This window comes from Nocardiopsis sp. iso_238 (assembly GCF_056173325.1).
Genome location: NZ_CM149668.1, coordinates 2,910,703 through 2,926,156 on the forward strand (window position 1 = coordinate 2,910,703; position 15,454 = coordinate 2,926,156).

14 protein-coding genes are annotated in these 15,454 nt (G+C 70.7%); 6 read left to right on the forward strand and 8 right to left on the reverse strand.

Translation table 11 applies throughout. The features are described 5' to 3' along the window. Positions 1-19: 19 nt before the first annotated feature. Positions 20-1,282, forward strand: coding sequence for an APC family permease (locus AC0VYL_RS12970; RefSeq protein WP_475483298.1), 1,263 nt, complete (start codon positions 20-22; stop codon positions 1,280-1,282). A gap of 81 nt (positions 1,283-1,363) precedes the next feature. Here the strand turns inward: AC0VYL_RS12970 and AC0VYL_RS12975 are convergent, their stop codons facing one another. The 5 genes from AC0VYL_RS12975 to AC0VYL_RS12995 form a co-directional block, all read right to left on the reverse strand. Further along, complete coding sequence (locus AC0VYL_RS12975; RefSeq protein ID WP_475452709.1) at positions 1,364-2,143, reverse strand: NUDIX hydrolase; 780 nt, start codon at positions 2,141-2,143, stop codon at positions 1,364-1,366. Next, the gene (locus AC0VYL_RS12980; RefSeq protein WP_475452712.1) at positions 2,140-2,874 is read right to left on the reverse strand and encodes an HAD family hydrolase; all 735 of its coding nucleotides are present in this window, start codon (positions 2,872-2,874) and stop codon (positions 2,140-2,142) included. Before AC0VYL_RS12980 ends, AC0VYL_RS12975 begins: the two co-directional genes overlap by 4 nt. A 129-nt stretch (positions 2,875-3,003) precedes the next feature. Further along, positions 3,004-3,951, reverse strand: a complete 948-nt coding sequence (locus AC0VYL_RS12985) for a VWA domain-containing protein (protein WP_475452714.1) — start codon at positions 3,949-3,951, stop codon at positions 3,004-3,006. An 88-nt stretch (positions 3,952-4,039) separates the two neighbouring features. After that, positions 4,040-5,008, reverse strand: coding sequence for a DUF58 domain-containing protein (locus AC0VYL_RS12990; RefSeq protein ID WP_475452716.1), 969 nt, complete (start codon positions 5,006-5,008; stop codon positions 4,040-4,042). A gap of 21 nt (positions 5,009-5,029) precedes the next feature. Then, positions 5,030-6,097: an AAA family ATPase gene (locus AC0VYL_RS12995; RefSeq protein ID WP_475452718.1), complete on the reverse strand. Its 1,068-nt coding sequence runs from the start codon at positions 6,095-6,097 to the stop codon at positions 5,030-5,032. A gap of 184 nt (positions 6,098-6,281) precedes the next feature. Here AC0VYL_RS12995 and AC0VYL_RS13000 point away from each other — a divergent pair, with 184 nt between their 5' ends. The 5 genes from AC0VYL_RS13000 (at position 6,282) to AC0VYL_RS13020 (ending at position 12,268) form a co-directional block, all read left to right on the forward strand. Further along, the gene (locus AC0VYL_RS13000) at positions 6,282-6,998 is read left to right on the forward strand and encodes a hypothetical protein (protein WP_475483299.1); all 717 of its coding nucleotides are present in this window, start codon (positions 6,282-6,284) and stop codon (positions 6,996-6,998) included. 459 nt (positions 6,999-7,457) lie between these two features. Further along, a complete protein-coding gene (locus AC0VYL_RS13005; protein WP_475452722.1) occupies positions 7,458-8,225 on the forward strand; it encodes a HipA family kinase in 768 nt (255 codons plus the stop codon). Next, entirely contained in the window at positions 8,222-8,650 is a 429-nt protein-coding gene (locus AC0VYL_RS13010; protein WP_352387824.1) for a DUF3037 domain-containing protein, read from the forward strand. Before AC0VYL_RS13005 ends, AC0VYL_RS13010 begins: the two co-directional genes overlap by 4 nt. Positions 8,651-8,856: 206 nt before the next feature. Continuing rightward, positions 8,857-10,113, forward strand: a complete 1,257-nt coding sequence (locus tag AC0VYL_RS13015; RefSeq protein WP_475452724.1) for a multidrug effflux MFS transporter — start codon at positions 8,857-8,859, stop codon at positions 10,111-10,113. Positions 10,114-10,255: 142 nt separating this feature from the next. Then, positions 10,256-12,268 (forward strand): AMP-binding protein, encoded by a 2,013-nt coding sequence (locus AC0VYL_RS13020; RefSeq protein ID WP_475483300.1) that lies wholly within the window; start codon positions 10,256-10,258, stop codon positions 12,266-12,268. 50 nt (positions 12,269-12,318) lie between these two features. On the opposite strand, the gene AC0VYL_RS13025 is transcribed toward AC0VYL_RS13020, so the two are convergent. The 3 genes from AC0VYL_RS13025 to AC0VYL_RS13035 form a co-directional block, all read right to left on the reverse strand. Further along, complete coding sequence (locus tag AC0VYL_RS13025) at positions 12,319-12,966, reverse strand: LuxR C-terminal-related transcriptional regulator (protein WP_475452728.1); 648 nt, start codon at positions 12,964-12,966, stop codon at positions 12,319-12,321. Then, on the reverse strand, positions 12,918-14,186 hold the full coding sequence (locus AC0VYL_RS13030; RefSeq protein ID WP_475452730.1) for a sensor histidine kinase: 1,269 nt from the start codon (positions 14,184-14,186) through the stop codon (positions 12,918-12,920). Before AC0VYL_RS13030 ends, AC0VYL_RS13025 begins: the two co-directional genes overlap by 49 nt. 147 nt (positions 14,187-14,333) lie before the next feature. After that, positions 14,334-15,296: a hypothetical protein gene (locus AC0VYL_RS13035; RefSeq protein ID WP_475483301.1), complete on the reverse strand. Its 963-nt coding sequence runs from the start codon at positions 15,294-15,296 to the stop codon at positions 14,334-14,336. Positions 15,297-15,454 lie beyond the last annotated feature (158 nt).

Consider the following 15,454-nt stretch of genomic DNA (forward strand, 5'->3'; position numbering starts at 1 on the left):
CCCACCCAAGGAGACCCCGTTGGCCACCTCTTCCGGACCGCAGGCCAGACCCGCCCGGACGCTGGGAACCGTCGACGCGGCCGCCATCGGCGCCGCCGCGATGCTCGGCGCCGGAGTGTTCACGGTGTTCGCCCCCGCCGCGCTGGGCGCCGGGGCCTGGCTGCCCGTCGCCATCCTCATCGCGGGGCTGGTCGCCTACTGCAACGCGGTCTCCTCCGCGCGCCTGGCCGCCCGGCACCCCCAGAACGGCGGCACCTACGTCTACGGTCGCGAGCGCCTGGGCGACCTCTGGGGCTACCTGGCGGGCTGGTCGTTCGTGGTCGGCAAGATCGCCTCCTGCGCGGCCATGGCCATGACCTTCGCCGCGTACACACTGCCCGAGTGGCAGAAGCCGGTCGCGGTGGCCGCCGTGGTCGTCCTGGCGGCGGTGAACCTCCGGGGCTTGCGCCGCTCCACCCTGGTCATCAAGGTGCTGCTCCTGCTCGTGCTGGGCGTCCTGGCGGCCGTGTTCGTCGCGATGCTCATGAGCGGACGCCTGGCCGCCGTCGCGGAGGTGGACGGGCTCGGACCCTGGCCCGGGTCCTTCGGCGTCCTGGGCGCGGCCGGGATGATCTTCTTCGCCTTCGCCGGGTACGCGCGCATCGCCACCCTGGGCGGACAGGTCCGCGACCCCCGCACCACCATCCCCCGGGCGATCTCGCTCTCCCTGGGCACGGTCCTGGTCGTCTACCTGGTGATCGGCACCGGCCTGCTCATCGTGTTGGGCCGGGAGAAGCTCACCACCAGCCACGCGCCCATGGCCGACGCGGTCCAGGTCGCCGGGTTCCCGATCCTCGTACCGTTCGTGGTGGCCGGTGCGGCCGTGGCCAGCCTGGGTGCCCTGCTCCCCCTGCTGATGGGGATCTCGCACACGACCGCCGCGATGGCCTCGGACGGTCACCTGCCGCGCTCTCTGGCCGCCGTGAGCGAACGCCACGGGGTGCCCCGCAGAGCCGAGGCCGTGGTGGCCGCCGTGGTGATCGTCCTGATCCTCGTGGCCGACCTGAGCGGCGCGATCGCCTTCTCCGCCTTCGGCGTGCTGGTCTACTACGCCATCACCAACGCCTCGGCGCTGCGTCTGGGCCCGGACGAGAACCGCCCGCCGCTGATCGCCCCGGTCGGAGGCCTGGTGGGGTGCGTGGTCCTGGCGACCAGCCTGCCCCTGCCGGTGGTCGGCACCGGGGTCCTGGTCCTGGGGCTCGGTGCGGGACTGTGGTGGGTGCGCCACCACGTCCTCGTCTAGTAGGGAGCGGACCCGCCGGACGCCGTCCGGCTGATCCCGGCGGGCGCCGGGCCGCCACCGGCCCGGCCCGCACGGTTCCGGTCAGCCGCGACGACGGTGCCGGACCAGGAACTCCATGCCGCGCCGCGCCGTGGTGGACAGCGGCAGCTCCGTCAGCTCGGTCGGGGTGAACCAGGCGCAGTCGGCGGTGGAACCCTCCACCTCGACCACCCGGGGCACGGTCGGCTCGGCCACGTGCACGTGCGAGAACACCCAGACCGCGTAGATGTCGGTCCCGGCGCTCCGCGTCCGGCGATGGCTGGCCACGGTGATCAGCTCACCCACCACACCGGCCTGACCGGTCTCCTCGAGCACCTCGCGCCGCAGCGCGGCGCGCACGTCCTCGCCGGTGTCCACACCGCCGCCCGGCAGGTGCCAGGTCCCGGCGGCGGGGAAGCCGTCGGCGATCAGACTGAGCAGGACACGTCCGGCCGGGTCGGTGACGATCCCGTAGGAGGCGAACCGGCGCATCCGGGGGAGCGATCCCTCCGGGGCGGGGTCCTCCTCGGGGGCCAGCGCGGGCGCCGGGGGAGTCAGCCCCTCGGTGGGCACGACCGAGGGCCAGGCCGAGACGAGGTCGGGCTCGGAGAAGACGATCCGGTCCACGTGCAGGGCGCGTCCCCGAGGCAGGCTCACGGTCTCGGTGAGCACGTCCAGCGCCACCAGCGGCGCCTGCTCGGGCAGGCCGGCCAGCCCGCGCGCCACGTCCTCGGGGTCCTGACCGAAGAGCACACGTGCTCCGACCAGGACCGGTCCCGTGGGACCGGACGTGATGAGGTGGACGGTGACCCGGCGGGCCATCCAGTCGTCGATCGAGGTCACAGGAGACCCGTCGCGACCATGCTGCTGGGCAGCCCCACCATGCGCAGGAGGCCGTCCAGGTCGTGGAGGGTGGTGACGCCCTCGACGGGCTGGCGGGCCTGGCGGTCCACGACGACCGGGCGCATGCCCGAGGCGACGGCGCCCACGGCGTCGGCCTGGATCTGGTCGCCCACGTGCCAGCAGGAGCCGGGCTCCACGCCCAGGCGCTGGGCGGCCGCGTGGAAGATCCGGGGGTCGGGCTTGCCCGCGCCCACGGTGTCGGCGCAGACCACGGCGTGGAAGTAGGGGGTGAGTTCCAGGGCCTGGAGCTTGGCGTGCTGGAGGGACTCGACGCCGTTGGTGACCACGGCCAGCCGGTAGCCGGCGGAGCCCAGGGCGTTCAGCACCGCGTAGGTGTCGGGGAAGACCTGCCAGCCGCTGCGGTGGCCGTCCAGGTACATGCGGTAGAGCTCGTCGCAGTGCTGGTCCGCGAGGTCGGAGTGGCCGGCCTGGAGGGCGAGGGCGCGGACGCGCTCGCGGCGCTGCTCGTCGAGGCTCAGGTCGCCGCGCAGGTAGGCGCCGAAGGAGATCTCGGTCTGGATGTCCCACAGGGCGCGGGCCGAACCGAAGTCCGGGTGGCCGAGTCGTTCCATGACCGTGCGCAGACCCGCGGACGAGGCGGCGACGTCGTCGATGAGTGTGTCATCCAGGTCGAAACAGATCGCGGCCGGGAGAGCGGGTGTGTTCGGCATCGTTCCTCGAAGTGGGTGGTCATGACAAAACATGCCAACGCTAACCCGTAGCCGAACAGGAAAAGGTATAAACCCCACCTAAAGGGATGTGACCAACAACACTGGGAGTCGAGATTGGGGTGCCACCGATCAGGGAAGTCGTTGGAACCACAGCAACGAGGTCAATGCCGTCGCGAACGCCAGGACGATCGCCACCATGACGAACCGAGTGACGATCTCCTCATGCACCATCTCCGTGCCGAGCGACGAGCCGATGTCCTCGTACACCTCGTCCAGCTCCGTCTCGCTCTCGGCCTCGTAGAAGTGCCCCCCGGTGTCCTCGGCCAGCCCCTGGAGCGCCTCCTTGTCGATGTCGGCGGGCACCTGGTACCCGTCGATCTCGATCATCGCGGCCCCGCTGCCGAAGGCGATCGTCGACACCGGCACCTCCCCCTCGGCCGCCTCCGCCGACGCCTGGAGGATGTCGCGCCCACTCGTGTTCTCACCGTCCGAGAGCAGGACGATCGCCGCGGGCGGCGGGTCCTCCTCAGCGTCCTCGTCGAAGGTCCGGATCGCCTCCAGGGAGGCGAACACCCCCTCACCGATCGCCGTCCCCGGTCCCAGCCGCAGGCTCTCGATCGACGACGTCACCGACTCATGGTCCTGCGTGGGAGCCGTCACCACCGTCGCCGTGGAGGAGAACGACACCAACCCCACGTTGAAGCGGTCCGGCAGCGTCTCCACGAAGCCCCGGGCCGACTCCTTGGCCGCGTGCAACCGGTCCGGCTCGATGTCGTTGGCGGCCATCGACAACGACACGTCCACCGCCACCATGATCGTCGCCCGCTCCCGAGGGGCCTCCACCGGCATCGCGGGCACCGCCATCGCGGCGATCAGCACCCCCAGCGCCAGCGTGAACAGCGCGGCGGGCACGTGCCTGCGCACGTCCGGCCGGTGCGGCGCCACCTGGTCCAACAGCTCCAGGTTGGTGAAGCGCACCGTGTACTCACGACGCTGGCGCTGGGTGAACACGTACGCGCCCACGAGCAGCACCAGGACCAGCAGCCACCACAGCCGCTGCGGCTCCAGAAAGGTCATGACCGCCCCACGTCCCCCCTGCCCGTACGGGCACGGGAACCTCCCGCGCCCACGCCACCGCGCCCGGACCGGCCTCCGCCGGAGCCGCTCACCTGGGCACCCCCGGCGTGTGCCGGGCCATGTGGTGCGCGGTCCGGCGCTGGTGGATCACGAACCGCGCGGTGTCCAGTACCCAGTCCCGGTCCGTGCGCAACACGAGGTGGTGCACCCCGCACCGGCGCAGCGCCCCGCGCACCGCCTCCCGCTGCGCCATGGCGGCCCGATGGTAGCGCTCACGGACGGCACGGGTCAGACGCACGTCACGTACCCGTCCGGTGGTCGGATCACGCAGGGCCACGTCCCCCACCTCGGGCACGTCCAGCTCCCGGGGGTCCAGCACCTCCACCACCAGTACCTGGTGCCGCGAACCCAGCTGCCGCAGCGGCCGCTCCCAGGGCACCTCCCCGCCGAAGGCCGGGGTGTCCAGGAAGTCGGAGATCACCACGCGCAGGCCCCGCCTGCGCCGGGCCCGCACCAGGTCGGTGACGGCGTCGGCCAGGGTGGCCCGGTCCTCCTCCGGCGTGCGCACGTCCCCCTGCGGAGCGGCGGCGACCGTCGCCAACAGCGACAGCAGCGCCTCCTTGCCCGACCTCGCGGGCCAGCGCCGTATCCGCCCCTGGTGCAGGAAGTGCGCCCCGAACCGGTCACCCACCCGCTGCGTGAGCAGGTTGGTCGCCACCAGGGCGCCCACCGCGACGTCGCGCTTGGACCGCAACCCGGTACCGAAGTCCATGCTCGGAGACAGGTCCAGCAGCGTCCAGCTCTCCAGCTCACGGTCCGCGACCACGTCACGCACGTGCGGGGTGTCCGTCCGCGCGGTCACCGCCCAGTCCATGTGCCGCACGTCGTCCTCGCCCGGCTGGTAGAGCCGGGCCTCGGCCGCCTCGGACCCCGGCCCCAGCCGCAGTCCCAGGTGCTCGCCGTGCAGGAGACCGTCCAGCCGCTGCACGATGCGCAGGTCCAGTCGGCGCAGCGCCGCCCTGAGCCGGGGGTCGGAACCGATGGCGGGAGTGTTCACACGATCACCTCTGGTCCCTTCCTACCGCTGCGTGGCGAAGGAGGCGGTCTCACCCGAGGGCGGTTCGTCCCAGATCACCCGCGGCGCGGGAACGGTGGACAGGATGCGGTCGACCACCTGGTCGGGGGTGACCCCGTCGGCCAGGGCGTCGAAGGTCAGCACCAGACGGTGCGCGATGACGTCGTGGGCCAGGACCCGCACGTCGTCCGGCAGCACGTAGTCGCGCCCCCGCAGCAGGGCCAGTGCCCGCGCCGCGGCGACCAGCCCCAGGGTCGCGCGCGGGCTCGCCCCCACCTCCAGCGCCTGGCGCAGGTCGGGCATCTGGTGGTTCTCCGGCTCCCGGGTGGCCATGACCAGGCGCACGACGTAGTCGGCGATCAGCTGGTGCACGTGGACGCGCTCGGCGTCGGCCTGGAGCTCGCCCAGGGTGACCGGGTCCAGCACCTGGTGGGCGGTGGGCGGCGCCGAACTCATCCGGCGCAGGATCTCCATCTCCTCGTGCGCCTTGGGGTGGTGGACGTTGACCTTCATCAGGAAGCGGTCGCGCTGCGCCTCGGGCAGCGGATAGACCCCCTCCGACTCCACCGGGTTCTGCGTGGCGATGACGATGAAGGGGGCGGGCAGCGGATGGGTGGTGCCGCCGATGGACACCTGCCGCTCGGCCATGACCTCCAGCAGCGCCGACTGCACCTTGGCCGGGGCGCGGTTGATCTCGTCCGCGAGCACGAAGTTGGCGAAGACCGGCCCCAGCTCGACGTCGAACCGCTCGGTGGACGGGTGGTAGATGCGTGTGCCGACGATGTCCGAGGGCACCAGGTCCGGGGTGAACTGGATGCGGGAGAACGAGCCGCCGGTGACCTTGGCCAGCGTGGACACGGCCAGTGTCTTGGCGATGCCGGGGACCCCCTCGATGAGGCAGTGTCCCTGGGCGACCAGCGCGATGAGGGAGCGCTCCACCATCCGCTCCTGGCCCACGATCACCGTGGACACCTCGTGCAGCGCCGCGCGCAGCAGGCGGGTCGGCTCGCCCGGAGCGCTCTCCGGCCCCGGCGTGGACGCGGGGCCGTTCCCGGGTGAGGTTTCTGCCATGTCCCGTCCTTCCCGGACTCGGCGCCCCCGTGCGTGGACGCCGGTAAGGAGTAGGTTGTGGATCACCTGTGGCGACACTACCTGTTTAGGTGCTCCCGAGCCGGTAGACAACGCGACACTGGGACCGGGACGGACGGCGGGACGAAGGGTGACGTACCGCGACGTGTCGGAGAGGGGAAGTGACATGACGGCGCCCACGAGGGGCCTGAACGACGTCGACCCGCGCCAGCTGGGCGGGTACCGGCTGTTGGGGCGGCTGCAGGAGTCACGTCTGGGCGTGGTCTACCTGGGGCGCGACGCCTCCGGCGAGCGCATGAGCGTGGCGATGCTCAACGACGCGGCGGGGATCGACGAACCCACCCGGGAGAGGTTCGCGCGCGCGGTGCGGGACGGCGAGGGGGTGGCGGCGGCCCGCACGAGCGGGAGGTCGGCCCTGTGGGTGGCGGTCCCGTACGTGGAGGGCGGCGCCGGGGCGGGCCGGTTCCTGGAGGAGGCGGGGCGCGGCGGCCCCCTGGTACTGCGCGGTCCGGTGGTGATGCCGCACTGGGCGGGGGAGCGGGGCGGGTCCGCGGTGCGCTGGGCCCCCTGGGCGGGGCACCGGGACAGCCCGGTGGCGCGTGGCGAGTCCAACTGGTGGTTGATCGGCGGCCTGGGCGCCCTGCTGCTGTTGCTCCTGGTGCTGGTCTTCGCCCTGTACCTGTGGATGATGCAGTTCCCCCCACCCGAGATGCCGGGCCCGAGCGAGCCCGAGGCGGAGCAGTCCGAACCGGCGGAGGAGCCCGGTTCGGAGCCGGGCCCGGAGGAGGGGGAGGGGGACCCGGCCAGTCCGGTGCCGACCATCCCCGCACCGGGGGACGAGGGCGAGGGTGACTGGGGGGAGGAGCCCGAGGACAACCTCTGACGCGGCCGGGGGAGCGCGGGTCCGAGGCGGTCCCGGTGGCGGGGAGGGGAGCGGGTGGTGGGGCCGAGCGCCCCGCCACCCGCTCCGTGTCCGCGGGGGTGGTGCGCCGGGAGGATCCGACGGTGGAGATTCCTGGGAGGGGTGCGCGGCTCTGGTGTTCCTAGTATAAATCTACGTCGTAAAGGTGGCGCGGCTGTTCTGTCGAACCGCCCTACGAAAAACCGAATTCGCGCGGCTACGCCGCCCGCCTCCCAACTCCCCGTTCCTGAGGGGTGCGGCGTGTCGAGGGCCCACGGGCCGGTATCTAGAACGTGTTCAGCCCTGTTTAGGGGAGCTTCCGAGAGGGTCGGTCGGTGTCCGGGGGGTCCGCTCGAAGGTCGCGACTGCGTCCGGTTGAGCGCTCCGACCGAGGCGGTGCCGGGAGGCCCGCGGTGAACACGTTCGCCGGGTCCGGTGCCTATGCTGGCCAGCGTGCTGAAAAAGGTGATCGCGACGCGGTACGTGCTGCCGCTGCGCGAAGGAGGTTCGCTCCCGGGGTTGGTCGAGGCCGACGACCTGGGAATGTACGTGGTCAAGTTCATCGGTGCCGGTCAGGGGCGCAAGACGCTCGTGGCCGAGGTCATCACCGGCGAACTCGGCCGGGCCCTGGGGCTGCCGGTCCCGGAGTTGGCCGAGGTGGAGTTCGACGCGGTCATCGCCCGCGGTGAACCCGACCCGGAGGTCCAGGAACTCCTCAAGGCGAGCGGCGGGCTGAACCTGGGGATGGACTTCCTCCCCGGTTCCCTGGGCTTCGACCCGCTGACCTTCGAGGTCGATCCGGGGTTCGCCGGACGGGTGCTGTGGTTCGACGCCCTCACCGGGAACGTGGACCGGTCCTGGCGCAACCCGAACATGCTGGTGTGGCACGGTCGGCCGTACCTGATCGACCACGGGGCGACGCTGATCTTCCACCACAGCTGGGCCAACGCCGACCGGTTCGTCGGCCGGGCCTACGACGCCTCCGACCACGTGCTGTCGGGGGCCGCCCCCGACCTCGCCGCGGCCGACGCGGCCCTGGCCCCGCTCGTGGACGAGGACCTGCTGCGCGGCGTGGTGGGCCTGGTGCCCGACGAATGGCTGGAGGACGAGCCGGGGTTCGGCTCGCCGGAGGAAGTACGAGAGGCGTACGTGAAGCACCTGGTGGCCCGTGTGGCGGACCGTTCCTGGCTGCCGGAGGTGTCCTCGTGAGCGAGCGGTACACCACGGTGACCACCGGACAGGTGGGTGTGGAACGTGAACGCGCGGTGTTCGAGTACGCGCTGCTGCGGGTGATCCCGCGTCTGGACCGCGGTGAGTGCGTGAACGCCGGAGTCATCCTGTACTCGCAGGAGCGGGCGTTCCTGGCGTCGCGTTCGGACCTGGACGAGGCCCGTCTGCTGGCCGTGGACGCGGGTGTGGACGTCGCCGGTGTGCGGCGGGCCCTCGCGGCGGTGGAGGTGATGTGCCGGGGCGGGGCCGAGGCGGGGCTGGCCGGTCGTGAGCGGCCGGGGCAGCGGTTTCGGTGGCTGACCGCGCCCAGGAGCACCATCGTGCAGCCGGGGCCGATCCACGGCGGACTCACGGAGGACCCGGAGGCCGAGGTGGAGAGGCTGCTGGACCGGTTGGTGCGGTGACCCGGGTCGGCGGGGGGTGCAGATGACCGTAACGCCGACGTAAGGGACATCACAGGCCTCGGGGTGGTTGGGTGGGGAGAGAAATCCTCCCCTTCGGTGTTGGTATGGAGTGGTCCATTCCTGTGGACACGCTCCCAACCACCCCTGGTCCGTCGCGGTGCCGTCTGCCCGTGCGCGGATCGGCCCGTCTGCGAACTGGAGTGCCTGTGCAGTCCCCAACGTCCCCCTCCACCGCCCCCGAACAGGGGGTCGCCCTCCGTCCGCCGCGGTCGCGCAAGTCGATCGCGCTGCTGGTGCTGGTCCTCGGTGTGCTCACCGCCACCGGCCCGCTGGCGACCGACATGTATCTTCCGGCCTTCCCGCAGATCACCCGGGAACTGGGGGCGACGGAGGGGCAGATCGGGCTGACCCTGACGGCGATCATGATCGGTATGGCCGTGGGTCAGCTGGTCATCGGGCCGATGAGCGACGCCTGGGGCCGACGCGGTCCGCTGCTGGTGGGTGTCGCGCTGTTCACGGTGACGTCGGTGCTGTGTGTGTTCGTGCCGAACGTGACGGTGTTCATCGCGCTGCGCTTCCTCCAGGGCGTGGCGGGGGCGGCCGGGGCCGTGGTGGCCCGGGCCATCGTGCGTGACATGTTCCAGGGTGACGACGCGGTGCGGTTCTTCTCCCGGCTGGCATTGGTGATGATGCTGGCCCCGCTGCTCGCTCCGCTGGTGGGTGCGCAGCTGTTGTTGGTGGGCCCGTGGCAGCTGAGCTTCTGGGTGCTGGCGGCGATGTCGACGCTGAGCTTCGTGCTGGTGCTGCTGTGGCTGCCGGAGAGTCTGCCGCCGGAGGCCCGGCGGTCGCAGGGGCCGCGTCAGCTGGCCACGACGGTGTGGGGGTTGGTGCGCAACCCCCGGTTCGTGAGTCCGGTGCTGACGCTGGGGCTGAGCTTCGGGATGCTGTTCACCTACGTGTCGGCGTTCTCATTCGTGTCGCAGAACGAGTTCGGGATCTCGCCGCAGACCTACGGGTGGTTGTTCGCGGTGAACGCGTTGGCGTCGATGGCGGGCACCCAGGGCAACGGTCTGCTGGTGGGTCGTGTGGACACGGCCCGGCGGTTGCTGATGGGTCTGTTGCTGGCCCTGGGGGCGGTGCTGACGCTGTTGGTGCTGGCGTTGGCCGGTGCGGCCGAGCTGTGGATGGTGTCGGGGCTGTTGGCGCTGATGATGTTCAGCGTCGGTTTCATCATGCCGAACGCGACGGTGACGGCTCTGGACGGGCAGCCGGTGGCGGTGGCCGGGACGGCCTCCGCGCTGATGGGTTCGATGCAGTTCGCCCTGGGCGGTGCGATCGCGGCGATGGCGGGGATGACGCCTTCGGGTGAGGCCTCGTTGGTCAGCATGGCCGTGGTGATGGCCTCCGTGGCGGTGCTGTCGTTGTTGGCGTACGTCTGGGCCGCGCGCGTGAAGGTCCGATGAGCCCAGGTCTCGGGTGATTTGCGGACGGACGTCGAGGTTGCCGTTCGGTGGGGAAATGGGCACAGTAGGGCACAATTCCCCGACTGAGGCGGGTGGGGATCGTGTCGGGCCCGCCTACTGACGCGACAGAGGATGAGTGGGTATGGGCGAGACCCCCGGTTCGTTGGCTCGAGAACACTCCGGCTTGAGTGACCTGATCTACGAGGTGGCGACCACGGACGCGCACGCGCACGTGTTCTCCGTGCTGGAGGGTTGGGAGTGGGAGCGGCGGACGGCCGGGGAGTTCGCCACCGAGGTGACGGCTCTGGCGAAGGGGCTGGTGGCGGCCGGTATCGCGGAGGGCGACCGGGTGCTGTTGGTGGTCGACTCGCACCTGGACTGGGCGCGTTTCGCGTTCGCCGTGTGGTCGGTGCGGGCGGTGTTGGTGCCGCTGCCGACGACGGCGTCCGCCGAGCGTGTGACGCACGTGGTGCGTGAGACGCGTCCGGCGGCCATGGTGGTCCAGGGTGAGCGCCAGTACCGGACGGCGGTGCGGTTGCAGCGCGAGCTGCCCGACCTGGGCCGGGTGTGGCGGTACGAGGAGGGCCTGCCGGTGGTGGCGGGCCTGGGGACGTACATGGACGCCTCGGCGGTGCGGTTCCGTCGCGACGAGGTGGTCGCTGACGACGCCGCCGTGGTGTTGTACCCGATGAGCACGGTGTCGCTGCGGACGCGGGGTGTGGTGCTCTCCCATGGGGCGCTGCTGTCGGCGGCGGCGGACCTGGTTGACCGGATGTGGCCACGGTTGTCGGAGCTGGCTCCGGGGCGGGCGAGCGCGGTGCTGGATCTGCCGCTGTCGCAGCTGCCGGGGTTGGCGTCGTTGGTGGCGTGTGTGGTGGGCCGGGTCCGGGTGGGGCTGGTGCCTCCGGGGCGGTTGCGGCGTGAGCTGGAGCGGTTCCGGCCGACGGTGCTGGTGTGCCGACCGGACCTGTTCGAGCGGGTGCACGGTTCGGAGCGTGCGTCGGCGCACTCCACGGACTGGGACTCGGTGGGGACGTTCAACGCGGCGATGGACGCGGCGGTGTCGTTCGACCAGTCGCCGAAGAAGGGTGCCTGGCGCCGGTTGTCGCGGTCGATGTACGACTGGTCGTTCTCGAAGATCCGGGACCTGCTGGGTGGCCGGGTGCATCTGGCTGTGTGCTGGGGCGGTGGGTTGTCGGATCGGTTGGACAGCTACTTCAACGGTGTGGGTGTGCCGGTGATGCAGGTCTTCGGTGTGCCGGAGACGGCCGGGGTGTTCGTGGCGAACGCGCCGGGTGAGCGGGTCACGGGCACGGTGGGGCAGGCGATGCCGGGGCGTGAGGTGTGGGTGTCGCGCGAGGGTGAGTTGTTCGTGCGCGGTGGTGCGGTCTTCCTGGGGTACTGGGCGGACGGTGAGGGTTCGCGGGCGGCGTTCCGGGAGGGCTGGTTGGCCACGGGGGTGCTGGCCGAGGAGGACGGTGAGGGGTTCGTCCGGGTGCGGGGTCGTTCGCGTCCGCAGGCGTCGATGGCGGAGGTTCCGGGGCGGTTCGTGCCTCGGGCGAACGTGATCGAGGTGGTGGCCGGTCCGGAGGAGGAGGTGGTGGCGCCGGGGGTGGTGGCCACGGCTTCGCTTCCGGTGGTGGAGGCGCCGACGCGTGAGTTGGAGGTGGCTTCGGGGGGTGCGGAGCCGGGGGCTCGGGTGGAGTCGGCGGGTTCTGGGACGGGTGAGTTCGCGGCGGTGGGTGACGGGTCGCGGGACGCCGAGGTGGTGGCGGGTTTCGAGGCTCGGTTGCGGTCGCATCCGTTGATCAGTCAGGTGTTGGTGATCGTGGAGGGGCGGCCGTTCGCGAGTGCGCTGGTGACGTTGGTGCGTGATCAGTTGGAGTACTGGCGGTTGGTGAACGGGCGGCCGTTGTCGATGGCGCCGGAGGAGATCGCGGGGGATCGTGATCTGCTGCGGGAGGTGCAGGGGTTGGTGTATGAGGCCAACCGGAGTGTGCCGCGGCATCTGGCGGTGCGGTCGTTCCATGTGTTGGCTGAGGAGTTCACGGTGCAGTCGGGGTTGGTGCGTCCTTCGGGGGAGTTGCGGCGTGAGGCCGTGTTGCGTGCGTTCTCGGAGGAGATCGACGGGTTGTACCGGGTGCGTCGTGAGTAGTGGTTGAGGTGGGTGTGTGGCCGTGGTCCCTGTGGGGGCCGCGGCCTTTTTCATTGGCCGTTGAGGTAGGCGAGGACGGCGAGGACGCGGCGGCTGTCGTCGGAGGAGGGGGGTAGGTCGAGTTTGGTGAAGATGTTGTTGATGTGTTTGCTGATGGCTTTTTCGGTGATGTAGAGGCGTCCGGCGATGGCGGAGTTGGAGCGGCCTTCGGCCATTTCCGCGAGGACTTCGCGTTCGCGGGGGGTGAGTTGGGCGAGGGGGCCGCTCTGGTCCTGGCGGGCGAGGAGTTGGGAGATGACGGCGGGGTCCATGGCGGTGCCGCCGTCGGCGACGCGGCGGATGGCCTCGATGAACTGGTTGATGTCGAAGACGCGGTCCTTGAGGAGGTAGCCGACGCCGCCTCCGTCGTCGGAGAGGAGTTCGCGGGCGTAGAGCTGTTCGACGTGTTGGGAGAGGACGAGGATGGGCAGGCCGGGGATCTGTGTGCGGGCGGAGATGGCGGCCTGGAGGCCTTCGTCGGTGAAGGTGGGGGGTAGGCGGACGTCGACGACGGCGACGTCGGGTTTGTGGTCGATGAGGGCGGTGTGGAGGTCGGGGCCGTTGTCGACGGCGGCGACGACGGTGAAGGTGTGGGCTTCGAGGAGTCGGATCAGGCCGTCGCGGAGGAGGGCAAGGTCTTCTGCGATGACAACGCGCATGGGATCTCCAGGGTGACGATGGTGGGGCCGCCGGGGGGGCTGGTGATGTTCATCGTGCCATCGAAGGAGTCGAGGCGGTGCGCGATGCCGGTGAGGCCGCTTTCGGGGGTGGGTTGGGCGCCTCCTTGTCCGTTGTCGGTGATGGTGGTGACGAGTCGTTGGCGGCCGTGGTTGATGTGGACCCAGGCGTGGGTGGCGTGGGCGTGTTTGGCGGTGTTGGTGAGGAGTTCGGCGATGGCGAAGTAGGCGGCGGATTCGACGGGGTCGGCGGGGCGGCCGCGGAGGTTGGTGGTGACGGTGATGGGGAGGTGGTGGGTGAGGGCGAGGGCGTGGACTGCTCCGTCGAGTCCGCGTTCGACGAGGACGGGTGGGTGGATGCCGCGGACGAGGTCGCGGAGTTCGGTGAGGGCCTGTCGGGTGGTTTCGCGGGCTTCGGCGAGCATGTGTTTGGCGGTGTGGGGGTTGGTGTCGACGATCTGTTCGGCCATGGCGAGGTTCATGCCGAGGGCGACGAGGCGGGCTTGGGCTCCGTCGTGGAGGTCGCGTTCGATGCGGCGGATCTCGGCGGCCTGGGTGTCGATGGTGTCGGCGCGGCTGGTGGCGAGGTGGGCGACGCGTGCGGTGAGTCGGGCTTTTTCGGAGGGGGCGAGGATGATGCGGGCGAGTTTGTGGTGGGCGGTGGTGGTGAGGGGGTGGAGGAAGTGGGCGAGGAGGAGGGTGAGTGTGGCGGGGATGAGGATGAGGAGGGCTTCGGTGGGGGTGTGGGGGGTGATGAAGCCGTAGATGTCGGGGGTGTGGCGCCAGAGGATGAGGGCGTAGAGGGTTTGGTAGAGGGCGTGGGCGTAGAGGGTGTAGCTGAGGAGTGCGAGGAGGGTGAGGAGGGGGGCTGAGGCGAGCCAGAGGATGTCGCGCCAGGTGGCGGGGTCGGTGAGGATGACGCGGACGCGGGCGTGGACTCCGGTGGGGGGCATGGGGCGGTAGGTGGCGGGGACGGGTTGGTGGGGGTTGAGGTGGGTGAGGGTGGTGCGTTGTGCGTTGGCGATGGTGCGGAGGGTGGTGGCGGTGAGGATGGTGAAGGGGAGGCCGATCCAGATGAGGGTGAGGAGGGAGGAGGCGAGGACGAGGGGGGTGAGGAGGAAGGCGGCGGTGTTGTGGGAGACGAGGAGGAGTGTGTAGGCCAGGTTGGTGAGGGGCCCGGTTCTGGGGCTGGTGGTGGCCATGGTGGTGTCTCCGGTGGTGGGTGGTGGGCGCCTTCCGTTTCTATTCTGGGGTGTGGGTGGGTGTGGTTGCGGGGGTGGTGGCTCCCCTGTGGGGTTGGGTGCGGCCCGGGTTCGTGTGAACCCGGGCCGTCGTCGTGTGTGGGGTGGTCAGGGCCAGCGCATGTCGGTGGCGGGGCCGAGGTTGGTGACGCGGGTGTGGGCGCGGGTGTCGAGGGAGTCCTTGAGTTGGGTCCAGGCTTGTTGGGGGGTGTTGTCGGTGTTGTTGCAGGTGCGCTGTTCGCAGGCGGTGTTCTGGGACATGGCGGCGGCGAAGCGGAGGGGGTCGCCGGTGTTGGTGTGGCCCCAGTGGCTGATGTTGGCCCATTGGCGGGCCTGGATGCCGTCGGTTCGGTAGATCTGGGGGATGACGGCGACGGTGGGTTGGTTGCCTCCGGCGGCGAGGTGGACGTCCTTGAGGGTCCATCCGTTGCTGCATGCTCCGTCGGTGGTGGAGGGGCAGCCGTCGGCGGAGTTGGCGGCGTAGAGGGGGGTCCTGGTGGCGTCGGTGTAGGCCTTGATCCAGTCGCGGGCCCAGGCGGGGGTGGACCAGGAGGGTTCGGCGTCGATGGCGGCGGTGAGGGTGACGTGGGGTGTGGTGGCCTTGCGGGCGGTGTCGACGAGGGTGGCCCACTGGCGTCCGGCGCTGGTGCCGTTGATGCCGCCGTCGTCCTTGTTGTTGATGCCGAGGGCGAGGTGGGTGGGGGTGTTGGTGGTGTTGCACTCGGCGTAGCCGCGGGCCCAGTGTTGGGCGTATTCGAGGGCCTTGTCGGTGTGGGTGCGGGGTGTGGTGGTGGCGGCGCTGGTGCCGGGTTCGCGGAGTTGGTTGTTCTTCTCCTGGGTGCCGAAGAAGAGGACGCGGACTCCGGGGGTCTTGGTCTTGGCTTCGGTGCAGCCGGACTGGTGGGCGTGGTGGGTGGTGGCGTTGGTGAGGGGGACGTACTGGCTGGTGGTGTGGCCGGGGTAGGTGGGGGCCTGGCCGGGGTGTTCGGCGGCGAGTGCGGGTGTGGGGGACTGGAGGGCGGTGGCGGTGAGGGCGAGGGTGGCGAGGAGCCGTGGCGTGGTGTGTTTCATGACCCTCATTATGTGCGTTTGGTGTCGGTGTGAGCACGCTTAGTGACATCCATGGCGTTTATCGGCATTTGGGACATAGGTCGCGCGGCTGGATGTTTCGTTCAGGGCCTCGCGAGGCGTTGACCTGCTGGTTCCGGGGTGGGTGGTTTGGGGGATGA